The sequence below is a fragment of the Mesorhizobium sp. RCAM 05104 genome (genome assembly GCF_059683645.1).
Genome location: NZ_CM185033.1, coordinates 5,400,213 through 5,414,108 on the forward strand (window position 1 = coordinate 5,400,213; position 13,896 = coordinate 5,414,108).

Consider the following 13,896-nt stretch of genomic DNA (forward strand, 5'->3'; position numbering starts at 1 on the left):
GGGAAGTGCGGGCCGGAAACCCTGGAATGCCGGCCCGGCGGAGGCATGGCTCTTTCAACCGCCCGCTTCGGCCACCGAGCGGAAGAAATCCTCGGGATCCTCGATTTCGGTCAGCCGCCGCTTCTCGATCAGCCAGAAGCGGTTGCCGATGGCGCGGATGAAGGAGCGGTCGTGCGAGGCGAGCACGCAACTTGCCTGATGCTCGAGCAGTTCGGCTTCCAGTGCCTCCTGGCCGTCGATATCGAGGTGGTTGGTCGGCTCGTCGAGCAGGTAGAAGTTGGGGTTGGCGAGCCTCAGCGCCAGCATCATCAGCCGCGCCTTCTGGCCGCCGGACAGTACGCCGATCCTGCGCTCCTGCATGTCGATGCCGACACCGGCGCCGGCAAGCAGCGAGCGGGCACGCTGCTCGCCGACATCGTAGCGGCGCGAGACCATCGCCAGCGGGGTGTCGTCGCCGCTGATGCCCGACAGCGACTGGTCGCTGTAGCCGAGCACCGTCGACGGCGTCACCTTCACGTTCCGCACGGTATCCGGCTCGAGGATGGCGTTGCGGATCAGGGTGACGAAGCGCGACTTGCCGACGCCATTGCGGCCGAGCAGGACGATGCGGTCGCCTTGGCAGATGTGGCGCTTGCCGGTCCTGAACAGCAGCGTGCCGTCGGGCGTTTCCACCGCCGCGTCGTCGAGCGTGATCAGCACCTTGGCATGGGTGCCGCGATTGGCCAATTTGATGGCGCCAGCCGATTTCTCGCGATGCGCCGGGGCCGCGGCCTCTTCCAGCCGCTCGGCGCGCTGGTTGAGCTGCTTGGTCTTGACCGTCAGCAGGTCGCTGCCCGAATTGATGCCGATGTTGTTGAGCTTGGCCGCCTGCCGGCGCAATTGCTGCGCGACCTTCATGTCACGCTGGAACCTGCGCTCCGTCGAGGCATCGACGTCGTCGAGCGCCTGCCGCGCGCGAGAATAGGGCAGGGCAAACACCGGCGACTGTTCCGGGCGCAGGAACAGCGTCCGGTTGGTGGTCGCGTCGAGGAAGGCGCGGTCGTGGCTGGCGATGACGACCGGCACCTCGCGCGGCAGCGTGTTCAGCCATATCTCCAGCTGGCTGATGCGGGCAAGGTCGAGATGGTTGGTCGGCTCATCGAGCAGCAGCACGTCCGGATCAGTGACCCAGACGCGCGCGATCAGCGCCAGCCTTTGCCAGCCGCCGCTCAGCGCTTGCATCTGCCGTTCGCGCATCGGCTCGGGCACGTCGAGTGAATCAAGAACCACGTCGACCCGCCACATCTCGCTGTCGGCCTGCTCAGGCGGCAAGGCATCGGCCACCACCTGATGGAAGCTGCGACCAAGAAGAGCCGGAGCAACGGACTGTTCGACATGGCCGACGCGCAGACCGCGCGTGCGGGTGATGTCGCCGGAGGTCGGCTCCATCTCGCCGGTCAGGCATTTGAGCAAGGTCGACTTGCCACGGCCATTGGCGGCTACGATGCCGAGCCGGTCGCCGGTGCCGATGGTGAGGTCAAGGTTGGAGAAGAGCGGCGCACTCATGGTGACGCCAAGGGATTTGAGGCTGATCAGGGCCATTTTGATTTCTCTGGTCTTGCCGGAAGAAACTCCGGTTCAATGCACTTTGACGGTGCGCGTGCCGGCCATCAGGCTCGGCGTTGCAACACCACGAAGGGCAGACCAAAAAATCGAAGCGGGAAAAAACCCGGACCGTCCCTGGTCAGCCCTGCAAGCTAGCTCGCAGGGCAGAAATCGGGCCACGCTGACGATGGTGACGATGAAACGTGAACACGTGAGCCCTCCTTTCAAGACGTTCGAGTGTGGAGATGACTACACCGAGGGCGCGCCCGATGGCAAGGCTACTGCTTTCACCTGGCGCGGGAACGGGTCCAGCACCAGCAAGCAGCCGCCGATGATCGCCACCGCGCCGAAGGCCTGGATGATGGTCAGAGACTCGCCCAGAAGAGCCGTGCCGACCAGCACCGCGATGACGGTCACGGCAAACTCGACACTGATCGTCCTGGTGGCGCCGATGCTGGCAACCAGCCGGAAATAAACGACATAGGTCATCGCGCTCATCACGCAGGCGAGAATGGCGAGATAAAGGAAGTCGACGGCGCGCGGCATCGCCGGCACCGGCACCGCCAGAAGCAGCGGCAGCGTCATCAGCCCACCGAACAGGAAGGCGGCGCTGGTGAGTTCGAGCGACCCGACCGCGCGCAGATGGCGGTTGGCATAGTTGCTGCCGAACGCGGCCGAGAAGGAACTGAACAGAGAGGCGGCGCAGCCAAGCGCGAAGGACGCCGTGACGGGCACGGCGGGGAAGCCGACCAGAATGATGATGCCGGCGGCGCCGAGCAGCAGCCCGGCCAGCCCGCGAACGGTGATGCGCTCAAGCCCCCACAACTGACCGATGATCATCGAGAACAGCGGGATCGCGGCAACGAGGATCGCCGCCATTGCCGTGCCGATGCGCGGCGTGGCGTAGGACAAACCGATCAGCTGTGCCGCGACGGTCGTCGCGCCGACCGCCGCGAAGTGCCGCCAGCCGGCGCTGAAATCCAGCCGGCGCCGCGTCGCCGCTGCAAGCAGCAGAAGCGTGATGCCGGCAATCAGCGAACGCAAGGTGACCGCGCCGATCCAGCCAAAGGCATGCACCACCTTGAGCAGCACCAGGAACGACAGGCCCCAGGTGACGGCGAGGAAGATGTAGGCGGCGATGTCCTTGGGTTTCATGAACGGGCGGCTGGCGGGTGGTTTGTTTCCGGAGCGGAAGGGCAGGATTGCAAGGCCCGTATAGATTCCACCGGCGGCTGGCAAGGACGGGGGCATAGTCCAGGAGCGAGTTGCCGGCGAAGTTGGTCGAAGAAGAGCTTTATGTTGGAGGGACAGAGGGGGCGAAGGATCGCTACCGTCCTGGCCTGCCGGTCTTGCCTGGCCGGCGCTTTTCACGGCGCGCGTCGCCGGGATCCTCGTAGGAGCCGATGCCGGTACGCTGGCGGACGACGGGCTTGTTGTGATCGCCGTGTTCCTTCGTGCCCCCCTCTGCCTTGCCGGCCCCCACACGAGGGGAGATTGGCTGTGGCTTGGCCGGTACTTTCCCCTCAACCGGTTTTTCCGTCCGCCTCACTGTCATCTCGTCGAGCGAGTTCTTCTTGAACAGCGGTTTGACCGGCTCGCCGGGAATGCCAAAGTCGGAGCCGTGCGCTTCGTCAGCCGACTGTTTCTTGAACAACGAGCGCGACACCGCGCCGGCGGGTGTCGGCATGTCGGTGCCGGGGCCCATGGCGTCGAGCGAGGGCTTGCGGAAGAGGTTGGACCGGGCAGTCCTGGCCGCCTCTTCGGCGGCACGTGCCTCGTCGAGCTTGCGGAAACGCTCCTGTTCCTCGACCGTACGATGTTTGGCCACGCCCTTGTTGTGCTTGCCCTTTTCGCGGCCCGAGACCGGGCTTTCCATGTCGGCATATTTGGCCAGCGGGTCTTCGGAAATGGACAGTTCCATCTCGCGAAGCCGCTTGATCTCGTCGCGGATGCGGGCTGCCTTCTCGAAGTCGAGATTGGCGGCGGCGTCGCGCATCTGTTTCTCCATGGCGTCGAGATGAGCCTTGAGATTGTTGCCCATCATGGCGCCGGCACTGTCGGTGAACTGCGAGATGTCGGCGCGGACATGGTCCTTCTCGTACACCGAGTCGAGAATGTCGGAGATGCGCGACTTCACCGATTCCGGCGTGATGCCGTTGGCCGCGTTCCACTCCATCTGCTTCTCGCGGCGGCGGCTGGTCTCGGCCATCGCCCGTTCCATCGAGCCGGTGATCTGGTCGGCATAGAGGATGACCTTGCCGTCTACGTTGCGCGCGGCGCGGCCGATGGTCTGGATCAGCGAGGTTTCCGAGCGCAAAAACCCTTCCTTGTCGGCGTCGAGAATGGCGACGAAGCCGCATTCGGGAATGTCGAGGCCCTCGCGCAGCAGGTTGATGCCGACCAGCACATCGAAGGCGCCGAGGCGCAGGTCGCGCAGGATCTCGATGCGCTCCAGCGTGTCGATGTCGGAGTGCATGTAGCGCACGCGCACGCCCTGTTCGTGCAGGTATTCGGTGAGGTCCTCGGCCATGCGCTTGGTCAGCACCGTCACCAGCGTGCGGTAGCCGGCCTTGGTGGTCTCGCGGATCTCGCCAACGACATCGTCGACCTGGCTCTTGGCCGGGCGCACCTCGACCGGCGGGTCGATCAGTCCGGTCGGGCGGATGACCTGCTCGGCGAAGACGCCGCCGGCCTGCTCCATTTCCCAGCCGCCCGGCGTCGCCGACACCGCGACGGAGAGCGGGCGCATCGCGTCCCATTCCTCGAAGCGCAGCGGCCGGTTGTCCATGCAGGAGGGCAGACGGAAGCCATATTCGGCCAGCGTCGCCTTGCGCCTGAAGTCGCCGCGATACATGCCGCCAATCTGCGGCACGGTGACATGGCTCTCGTCGATGAAGACCAGCGCGTTGTCGGGAATGTATTCAAACAGCGTCGGCGGCGGATCGCCTGGCTGGCGGCCGGTCAGATAGCGCGAATAGTTCTCGATGCCGGCGCAGGAGCCGGTGGCTTCCAGCATCTCGAGGTCGAAACGAGTGCGCTGCTCCAGACGTTGCGCCTCCAGCAGGCGGCCGGCGCGCTCAAGCTCGACCAGCCGGTGCTTGAGCTCTTCCTTGATCGACTTGATCGCCTGGTTGAGGGTCGGGCGCGGCGTCACATAGTGCGAGTTGGCGTAGATCTTGACGCTTTTCAGCTCGCCGGTCTTCTGGCCGGTCAGTGGATCGAACTCGGTGATCTGCTCGATCTCGTCGCCGAACATCGAGATGCGCCAGGCGCGATCTTCCAAGTGGGCGGGAAAGATCTCGATCGTGTCGCCACGCACGCGGAACGAGCCGCGGACGAAATTGATGTCCTGGCGCTTGTATTGCTGGGCAACGAGATCGGCGAGCAAAGCGCGCTGGTCGAGCCGGTCGCCGATCTGCATCTGGAAGGTCATCGCCGTATAGGTCTCGACCGAGCCGATACCGTAGATGCAGGACACCGAGGCGACGATGATGACGTCGTCGCGTTCGAGCAGCGAACGCGTCGCCGAATGGCGCATGCGGTCGATCTGCTCGTTGATCGACGATTCCTTCTCGATGAAGGTGTCGGTGCGCGGGACGTAGGCTTCCGGCTGGTAATAGTCGTAGTAGGAGACGAAATACTCGACGGCGTTTTCCGGGAAGAATTTCTTGAACTCGGAATAGAGCTGCGCGGCCAGCGTCTTGTTCGGCGCCAGGATCAGGGCCGGGCGCTGCGTCTCCTCGATCACCTTGGCCATGGTGAAGGTCTTGCCCGAGCCGGTGACGCCGAGCAGCACCTGGGTGCGGTCGTTGTTGTCGACGCCCTCGACAAGGTCCTTGATGGCGGTCGGCTGGTCGCCGGCCGGCTCGAAGTCCGACACCATCTTGATGGCGATGCCGCCTTCCGATTTTTCGGGCCGGGCAGGGCGGTGCGGCGTCCACAGCACGCCGTCCTTGTGCAGCGGATTGCCGGATTCGATCAGCGCCGACAGCGCGGCCACCGTGGCGGTGACGCTGCCCGAGGCCATGGTCTCGGCGTCTTCCAGCGAGATGTCGAGGCCGGCGACCGGATTGAGGCCGGCCGCAGTGCGTTCCCTGGCTGTCGCCGCGCCACCCATCGAGGTGCCGCGTGCGGTGCGGCCGGGCGAAGACGAGCGCTCGGGGATCTTTTTCGATGGCTTCGGCGATTTGCCGCCGTCGCCCTTGCCGGTCAGGCGTCCTTCCTTCTCGGCCTCTTGCTCGATCTGCTCGGCCCAATCCGCGATCGAACCGTTCAGCGGGGTGCCCGACAGTTCGGGTTGCGGCATTTCGGCGAAGCCGCCTCTGTGCAGCGGCTCCGAGGCATCGAGGAAATCGGTCAACGGACTGCGCCGCTTCGGCGCGGCGCGGTCGTCATTCGCCGTCGGCGGCGTTCTTTTATCGGAGGATTTGGCCATGTCCCGAATATGGGAGGTCTTGGCCAAAATGGAAAGAGTGCATCCGACAGGGGCGGCCAGGACGCTAGGGCTCCTGACAGCAGGTTGTCAGGAGCCTGAGGCCGGATGCGCGTTGGCTTTAAACGCCCCTGGCGGCGGATGCGACCCGCACCGGCGACCCGTTCAGGCGCGGCACGACGACCAAGCGCTTGATCTTGCCCTTCTTGTAGGCCGCGAGGAAGCGCGCATAGTCCTTGAAGGCGACGCAACCGCTGGATTGTCCATAGCGCCCGCGAAGCAGGTAGGTATGGGCCAGGAAGCCGTCGCGATTGTATTTGTTGCGGCCATCGACCGGGGTTAGGCGCAACGCCTCGACACCGTGGAAGCGCTGCTCGCGCAGCGACAGATTGTAGGTGTTGGGCGGCGTCGGTCCACGGTTCTTCTGGTCGACATAGCGCGGCTGGTCCGTCATGGCGCCGATACCGGAATGCGCCTCGAGCCTTTCGCCGTCCGGCATGTACACCATGCCGGCGCTGATGTCGTAGACAGCAACGCCGTTGCCGGCCCCCGTCCTGGCGTTCGGTGAATTGAACAGGTTCTTGAACGCCTGGCCGAGGCCCCCGGCGGGAACGTCGGGCTTGGCATAGGCCAACACGTCGCCGCCATCGGCCGGGCGGCCTTGGCGGGCCGGTTTTGCCGGCTTGCTGGCCTGCTGGACCGACCTTGAATTCTGGATGGGCTTGCCCTGCTGCGCGGGCCTTACCTGTTCGGCGGCCTTGGGCTCCTGGACGACCGTCGGCTGTCGCGGGGCCTCGAATTGCGGGCGGCGGGTCGGCAGCGGCACGTCGTCGGTCAGCGCGTCGGACAGGGAGGCGGCATCGCCGGGCTGTTCCTGCAGGGTTTCGACAGGCGCGACCGCGACATCGGCCGGGGATTCGGCCATCGGCATGGGCGAGGCGAACGCCTCGTCTTCGACCGGCAGCGACTGGGCGAGAGCCAGTGCCAGTTGCGAGCCGCTCGGCGTCTCCGACTGGGCAAAGCCCATCGGTTGCGGCGCGGTCTGGACGACGACGGAGCCGGTATCGGCGCGGGCGAAGCGTTCCGCCGCCGGAGCCGGAATGTCATCCGCCAGGCTGGCCACCACAGTGGCGGACGGCACCAGGGACGCCTGGGCGACTTGCGACGCGACGCTGGAAATCACGGGACGGGCGTTGGCCGCGACGGCAGGCTTTCCGGCATCGGCAAAGACGGCGGCAAGCCGGCTCGGCGACAGCGACGCTTCAATGCGTTCGAAACGCTCTTGCGATTTCGACTTTGCCACCGTCGGCTTCGCCTGCGCCACAAGGCGCGCGGATTTTTCGGCCTGGGGGCTCACCCGGGCCAGCTTGAAGCAGCTGGCGCCGCATTGCACGGCATGGTCGTGCAGCGCCTGCGCGCCGCCATGGGCATTGGCCAGTGCGAACGGCGCCGAAGATGTGAGGAAATGCTGCTTCAGAGGATCGGCGAGGGCAAGCGAGCTCGGCATCGCCAGCGAGCCCGGCATCGCCAGTGTCTGCGGCAGGCCGCCGGACGTCGCCGACAGCGAGGCGCCGACGGAACTCAGGCCGACCATGGTGCCGACCAGCCACAAGCCAACGGCAGCGCTGACGCCGGGCACCGCGACCCAGCGGACGATCCGTTCCGGGTTGAAGGAAGAGGAACGCGGCGCGTCACAGGCGGTCCCGCCGTCCCAACGCTCGTCCCCGACAATTGTTCTACTCAAGAACGCCATGCGACCAATCTTGCTCCAACCGGCTCCCACGTCCGCGGCTGTGATAGCCGTGACGACCATTCTGTGAGTGATCCCAGGTGGTCCCCGACGCGTTTTCCGCGTCTGTCGTTAGTTGCCGATTGCTTCAAAATATGGACAAAGTTGGTTAACCAATCCCTCTCAAAACCAACAAGAGACGCGGACTTTGTGCCGAAGAAGGCTTGTCCACGACCATGAACGCGGTATTGCAGCCCTTCCAATGGCTTTTTTGCTGCCTGTTTTTGCCGTTCAAGTCAAGCAAAACAGCCCTTGCTAATTGACGCAGAAGGCTTTTTCGGCCGGTCGTGTTGCAACGACGCACGCCGTTGCGTATCGCCGAACAAGCCTTGGCATCGGCAAAACTGTTGCGCTCCTGCCACAATTTCTCCGTCCGGGCGGCAGCCTCTCGACGGGCATTGACTCGTTTTGGGAGGCAGTGCAATCGGGGTAAGTGCTTGGTTTTGGGTGGCAAAGGCCACTTTCGGAGGCTTTTCCATGAAGCGTCGGGACTTCTTGGCGCTGTCGGCGGGTGCGGCGGCGTTTTCCCTTCTTCCAGGCGCCGTCAAGGCGAACGTGCCGGTACCCTACGACCGGAACGCCGAGGTGCCGGTGAACGACAAGAAGGCGTTCATCGACTGGATGGTGGCCCATCGCGGCGAGGATCCGAAGTTTCTCGCCGAGCGATTCGATCGCTTCCAGATCATGGTCTACAACAAGGATGTGCTGGACGACCGCAACAAGCGCGCCTTCCTGCTGACACCGCGCGAAGAGTTCGTGCTGCCGCAGAATCTGGCGCGCGCCTATGACCACGCTTTCCTCGACATCGGCTATGGCGTGACGATATCAGGTCCGCATCTGGTCGGACGCATGACGACGGCCATCGACGTGCAGCTTGGCGAAGCCGTGCTCGAGATCGGCACCGGCTCCGGCTACCAGTCGGCCTACCTGGCCAATCTCACCGACAAGGTGCACACGATCGAGATCATCAATCCGCTAGCGCAGCGCACCCGCCGCACCTATGACGCGCTGATCGAGCGCGGCTACAGCGAGTTCGGCTCGGTCACCAGCCGCAATGCCGACGGCTATTATGGCTGGGAAAGCGTCGGTCCGTTCGACAAGATCATCGTCACCTGCGGCATCGACCACATTCCGCCGTCGCTGTTGCAGCAGCTCAAGCCCAATGGCGTCATGGTCATTCCGGTCGGTCCGCCAGGCGCCCAGCACGTGCTCAAGGTGATCAAGCAGCAACTCGCCGACGGCACATTCAACATCGTCCGCTCGGACATCTACAATGGCAAGGTGGTGCCTTTCGTGCCCTTCACCAAGCTGGAAGGCGACCAGATCGTCGGCACGCACAACGCTTGAGTTGCCCCCCGGTCCAAGCCTGCCGAGCCAACCGCCGCATCAAGGGGCCTGAATGACGGCTGTCGTATCGACCTCACGACCAAGCATCGCCTCGCTGGAGGCGCCGCGGCTCGCGCACTACCTCGCGGTTGGGCTGATCGCCGGCGCCATCATCGCGCTGCAGATATCGGTCATGCGGGTGTTCGCCGTCGGCAGCTGGTCGCATTTCGGCTCGCTGGTGGTGAGCCTCGCCATGCTCGGCTTCTCGCTGTCCAGCGTCGTCATCTTTGCCGGCAAGGACTGGTTCGACCGGCACTGGCAAGGGGCGGCCACATCGGCCCTGCTGCTGACCGGTCCGCTTGCCGTCGCTGCCAACCTCGTTGCCCAGACGGTGCCGTTCAACGCCATCTTCCTGGTCTCTGACCCCGAGCAGAAATGGCGGCTGCTGGCCAATTTCCTGCTCTATCTGCTGCCGTTCCTGGCCGGAGCGTTCTTCCTCGGCATCGTCTTCCTGAAAAGCCGCACCGCCTTCGGCCGCGTCTATTTCGCCGATCTCACCGGCTCGGGGCTCGCCGGCCTCGTCGTGCTGGTGTCGATGTATCTGTTCGCGCCGGAGACCATCATCGTCGTGCCGCTGCTTTTGTGGGCGGCCGGCTCGATCCTGTGGTTCCTCGCTTTTGGCGCCTGGAAAAGTGTTGTCGCCGGCGTGGTCGTGGCGGCGCTGTCGATCGCCGGCTACCTCATGCTGCCCGGCCTGCTCGGCATCCCCGACATCGCGGTATCGCAGTACAAGGGCGTCGCCTATGCCCGCAACTTCCCGGATGGCAAGCGCATCTACCGCAACGTCTCTCCGTTCGGCGACCTGCAGGTCTATGCCAGTTCCTACATGCATTTCGCGCCGGGCCTGAGCGACAACGCCGCCTTCGGCATGCCCGAAGTTCCGGCCAACACCTATGTCGGCCTATATCGCGACGGCGACGGGCCGGAAGGCATCATGCGCAACCTGGCGCCGGCCGAGCAGGTCTATTTCCGCTATCTGCCGATGCACTACCCCTATGTCATCAAGGCGAAGCCGAAGACCTTTGTCGTGCAGTTCGGCGGCGGTATCTCCACGCAAGCCGCGCTCAATGCCGGCTCGACCTCGGTCACCGTCGCCGAGAGCAACCCGATGACATTACGGGCGTTCCGCGACCCGGTGCTGAAGGACGTCACCGGCGATATCCTGGCCGAACCGCGGCTCAAGGTGATCGATTATGATGGGCGCCTGTTCCTCGCCAACACGACAGAGCGCTACGACGTCATCGATCTCAGCCTCGCCGACAGTGTCGGCCTGTCCAATCCGGGCGGCTTCGCCATCTCGGAGAAATACGCCTACACGCATGAGGCGATGCTGAGCTACATGCGCGCGCTCGCCGATGGCGGTGTGCTGTCGTTGACCTTGTGGAACAAGGAAGAGCCACCGAAATCGGTGCTGAAGCTCTATTCGACCATCGCCGAGGCGGCCAGGACGTTCGATCCGAAGGGGGCGGCCAACGACATCTTCGCCGTGTCGAGCTATCTGTCGACAACGACCGTGCTGTTCAAGCGCGGCGGCTTCACCGAGGCGGAAATCAAGACCCTGCGCGACTACACCAAGTCGATGTCGTGGGAGGAAGTCTACTATCCCGGCATGCCATATGACGGCTCGACGGCGCAAAAGGTGCTCGACGATTATCGCGCCTCGATCTTCGGCAGCGGCGAGGATGCGACGCTCACCCAGCCCGCCGCCGATGCCACCGCTCCGGCCGATCCGACCGCGCCGGCAGGCGCTTCAGCGCCTGGGAATCCCGACTGCGACCCGACGGCGCCGGCCGACCCAACACTCGATGCCTGCGCCAACGCTGGCGGCGATGCCGGGCCGGACGTGCTGCCGGCGACCGCGCTGCAGCGCATGGCCTGGCACGCGCTTTTGACCGGCGGCTGGGAAAAGCTCGCTAGCGACTATGTCTTCGACGCGCGGGCGCTGAGCAACGACCAGCCCTATTTCGCCGCCTATGTGAAGGTCGCCGACCTGCCTAGGACGCTGGACAGGCTCGACCTGTTCCAGGACGACTGGGGCTATCTGCTGATCTGGGCGACGCTCGGCATTGCCTGCATCACGGCGGCGTCGCTGGTGCTGCTGCCGGTCATTTTCGGCTGGCGCATCGTCTTCTCGCGCTCGCGCGGCAAGCTCGGCACCATTCTCTATTTCGCCTGTCTCGGCCTTGGCTACATCATGGTCGAGGTCGGGCTGATCAGCCGCTTCACCGTGGCGCTCGCCAATCCGACCGTGTCGGCCTCGGTGCTGATCTCGTCGATGCTGGTGTTTTCCGGTCTGGGCAGCCTGTTCGCCGAACGTATCTTCGACCGCGCCAGAACGCTTCTGCCTGTCTTGTTGCTGGCGATCTGCGTGCTGCTGCTGGCCTACGGCTTCTATCTGTCGCCGGTGCTCGACTGGATCGGCGCCTATCCCTATGCCGTGCGGCTGCTGCTCTGCTTCCTGCTGGTGTCGCCGCCGGCCTTCCTGATGGGCATGCCGATGGCCACCGCCATGACCTGGCTGGCGCGGCTCGGCAAGGAGCATTTGTTCGTCTGGGCCTGGGGCATCAATGGCTGCTTCTCGGTGATCGGCTCGGCCGCGGTGCCGATCGTCGCCACCAGTTTCGGCCTCAGCGCCGTGCTGCAATGGGCGGCGATCGCCTATCTCATCGCCATCCCGGCTTTCTTCGCGGTGCTGCTGCCGTCGAGGGCGCCGTCCATCCGATTGGTGATGGCCTGATGCCCGACCGGCGCGCCATCATCGCCGGACTGCTGGCCGCCGCAACCTTCCCGGCGGCGAGCCAAGCGGCGCGCTTGCGCAAGGCCATATCGACGATCGTGCCGTTCAAGACATCGCCATTCCCCTACCGGGGAAGGCTGCCCGACGGTTCCGGGCCTTTTCTCGACGTGACGGCCAACGGCCGGCACGGCCACACCTCGCCGCGCGGCGGCATCTACTGGGAAGACGAGACCTATTCCGACCGAAGCACGCTGCTGGCGGTGCCGAAAGGGTTCGATCCGGCCAAGCCGGCGGTCATCGTGGTGTTCTTTCACGGCAATGGCGCGACCTTGCAGCGCGATGTGGTCGGGCGCCAGCGGGTTGTCGCGCAGGTCGAGGCGTCCGGCCTCAACGCCGTGCTGGTGGCGCCGCAATTCGCCAGCAACGCGCAGGATTCCAGCGCCGGCAATTTCTGGACGCCGGGCGTCTTTGCCAGGTTCATGACCGAGGCGGCCCAAGGCCTGGGCAAGCTGACCGGCGCCAAGGCGGCGAAATTCGACGCCATGCCGGTGGTGCTGGTCGCCTATAGCGGCGGCTACAATCCTTCCGCCTCCGTGCTGAAGAACGGCGACATCGGCGGCCGCCTGCTCGGCGTCATCCTGCTCGACGCGGTGTTCGACGAGGCGGACATTTTCGCCACCTGGATCGCGCGCCACAGGAAGAGCTTCTTCGTCAGCGCCTATGGCCAGTCCTCGGCCTCCGGCAATGCGCAGATCCGGCAGTTGCTGGCAGGGCAGGGCATCGACGCCAGGACGGATCCGCCGCGCCGGCTCGAAGCCGGCACCGTCGCCTTCCTCGCTTCGGATGCAGCCCACGACAGCTTCGTTACCCGCGCTTTCGTTGGTAACCCGCTGCAATGGCTGCTGGCCCGCCTGCACGGGTTTTCCCGCTAATCACAGTCGCATTCACGCAGGCAGGGCGCCATCGATGCGGATGTCGGCAATCGCTGCCAGTTCTGCGGCGACAGCGGCGGCGCGGCGTGCCTTCGGACCATGTTCGGGCCAGACGAGGCGGCGCTTGATCGTCAGCGCCGGTACATCGCGGGCGATCTCCACCAAGTGGCCAGGGTCGAGATGACGCCGCAGCACCAGTTCGCTTGCCAGCAGGGCGCCCATGCCGGCAATCGCCGCTTGTGCGGCGACGATCGTCAGACCGAAACGCGGGCCTTGCTCAATGGCTTTCGACTGTCGGTCGGCGGCCGCGAACCAGTCGCGCCATGCCGGGTAGACGTCGTCGCCCATGGTCGGGTCGATGTGCAGCAGCGGCATCTTGTCGAGCACTTCGGCTGAATCCGGCCTGCCATGGCCGCGAACCAACGCGGGCGCGCAGGCCGGGATCACCCGTTCGGTGAACAGGTCGAGCGATGCGATATCCGGTGCCGCGCCCTTGCGGTAGCTGATGGCGAGGTCGACGCCTTCCTCCAGCATGGCGTCGAGCGCGAGGGAGGCGACGATGCGGACGTCGAGCTTCGCCAGAACTCCCCGCACCCTGTTGAGCCGCGGCGCCAGCCACAGTGAGGCGAAGGACGGATCGGCCGAGATGGTGAAGGTCTCGGCTCGTCGCTCGAAGCGCAGCCGTCGCATGCCGGAAGCCAGCGCGTCGAAGCCACGGTCGATGTCGGGCAGGGCGGCCTCGGCGGCGCGGGTCAGGGCGATGCCGTTGCCTTCGCGCCGCACCAGCTTGACACCAAGCCTGTCCTCCAACTGCCGGATCTGGTGGCCGATGGCGCCTGGCGTCACGCCCAGTTCCTCCGCTGCACGCGTCAGGCTGCCAGCCCTGGCGGCGGCGAGTAGCGCCCGCAAGGCGGATAGTGGAAGGTCCCGGAGCGTCGTCATGATTGAGGTTAGCTCAAAACCTGGCGAAGGGAACTCGTTTGAACCCTTATTTTCACAGACATAGGCTTGTTGAAGAAATTCAATCGCAAGAGGT

9 protein-coding genes are annotated in these 13,896 nt (G+C 65.0%); 3 read left to right on the plus strand and 6 right to left on the minus strand.

The features are described from left to right. Nucleotides 1-54 precede the first annotated feature (54 nt). From AC56QP_RS26465 to AC56QP_RS26485, 5 genes are all read right to left on the minus strand, one after another. Nucleotides 55-1,581: an ABC-F family ATP-binding cassette domain-containing protein gene (locus AC56QP_RS26465; protein ID WP_489862795.1), complete on the minus strand. Its 1,527-nt coding sequence runs from the start codon at nt 1,579-1,581 to the stop codon at nt 55-57. 252 nt (nt 1,582-1,833) lie between these two features. Continuing rightward, nucleotides 1,834-2,739 carry a DMT family transporter gene (locus tag AC56QP_RS26470; RefSeq protein ID WP_489862794.1) on the minus strand — a complete coding sequence of 302 codons (906 nt, stop codon included), beginning with the start codon at nt 2,737-2,739 and terminating at the stop codon, nt 1,834-1,836. Between the two features lie 172 nt (nt 2,740-2,911). Then, nucleotides 2,912-6,019 (minus strand): excinuclease ABC subunit UvrB, encoded by a 3,108-nt coding sequence (gene uvrB / locus AC56QP_RS26475; RefSeq protein ID WP_497100982.1) that lies wholly within the window; start codon nt 6,017-6,019, stop codon nt 2,912-2,914. A gap of 118 nt (nt 6,020-6,137) precedes the next feature. Next, nucleotides 6,138-7,769 carry a DUF2778 domain-containing protein gene (locus AC56QP_RS26480; protein WP_489862792.1) on the minus strand — a complete coding sequence of 544 codons (1,632 nt, stop codon included), beginning with the start codon at nt 7,767-7,769 and terminating at the stop codon, nt 6,138-6,140. A gap of 145 nt (nt 7,770-7,914) precedes the next feature. Beyond that, on the minus strand, nt 7,915-8,169 hold the full coding sequence (locus tag AC56QP_RS26485) for a hypothetical protein (protein WP_489862791.1): 255 nt from the start codon (nt 8,167-8,169) through the stop codon (nt 7,915-7,917). A gap of 113 nt (nt 8,170-8,282) precedes the next feature. Between AC56QP_RS26485 and AC56QP_RS26490 the strand changes: the two genes are divergently transcribed. Genes AC56QP_RS26490 through AC56QP_RS26500 form a run of 3 tightly spaced genes read left to right on the plus strand, consistent with a single transcriptional unit; the run spans nt 8,283 to nt 12,860 of the window. After that, on the plus strand, nt 8,283-9,152 hold the full coding sequence (locus AC56QP_RS26490) for a protein-L-isoaspartate O-methyltransferase family protein (protein WP_489862790.1): 870 nt from the start codon (nt 8,283-8,285) through the stop codon (nt 9,150-9,152). A 52-nt stretch (nt 9,153-9,204) separates the two neighbouring features. After that, nucleotides 9,205-11,928 carry a spermidine synthase family protein gene (locus AC56QP_RS26495; protein WP_489862789.1) on the plus strand — a complete coding sequence of 908 codons (2,724 nt, stop codon included), beginning with the start codon at nt 9,205-9,207 and terminating at the stop codon, nt 11,926-11,928. Beyond that, entirely contained in the window at nt 11,928-12,860 is a 933-nt protein-coding gene (locus AC56QP_RS26500) for a hypothetical protein (protein WP_489862788.1), read from the plus strand. The genes AC56QP_RS26495 and AC56QP_RS26500 overlap by 1 nt, the downstream gene beginning before the upstream one ends. 12 nt (nt 12,861-12,872) lie before the next feature. Here AC56QP_RS26500 and AC56QP_RS26505 read toward each other — a convergent pair whose 3' ends face one another. Further along, nucleotides 12,873-13,802, minus strand: a complete 930-nt coding sequence (locus AC56QP_RS26505) for a LysR substrate-binding domain-containing protein (protein ID WP_489862787.1) — start codon at nt 13,800-13,802, stop codon at nt 12,873-12,875. Nucleotides 13,803-13,896: the final 94 nt, after the last annotated feature.

Bases quoted from the DNA above. Each gene is read 5' to 3' on its own strand.
- AC56QP_RS26465 (WP_489862795.1), bottom strand. From the start codon at position 1,581: ATGGCCCTGATCAGCCTCAAATCCCTTGGCGTCACCATGAGTGCGCCG.
- AC56QP_RS26470 (WP_489862794.1), bottom strand. From the start codon at position 2,739: ATGAAACCCAAGGACATCGCCGCCTACATCTTCCTCGCCGTCACCTGG.
- uvrB (WP_497100982.1), bottom strand. From the start codon at position 6,019: ATGGCCAAATCCTCCGATAAAAGAACGCCGCCGACGGCGAATGACGAC.
- AC56QP_RS26480 (WP_489862792.1), bottom strand. From the start codon at position 7,769: ATGGCGTTCTTGAGTAGAACAATTGTCGGGGACGAGCGTTGGGACGGC.
- AC56QP_RS26490 (WP_489862790.1), top strand. From the start codon at position 8,283: ATGAAGCGTCGGGACTTCTTGGCGCTGTCGGCGGGTGCGGCGGCGTTT.
- AC56QP_RS26495 (WP_489862789.1), top strand. From the start codon at position 9,205: ATGACGGCTGTCGTATCGACCTCACGACCAAGCATCGCCTCGCTGGAG.
- AC56QP_RS26500 (WP_489862788.1), top strand. From the start codon at position 11,928: ATGCCCGACCGGCGCGCCATCATCGCCGGACTGCTGGCCGCCGCAACC.
- AC56QP_RS26505 (WP_489862787.1), bottom strand. From the start codon at position 13,802: ATGACGACGCTCCGGGACCTTCCACTATCCGCCTTGCGGGCGCTACTC.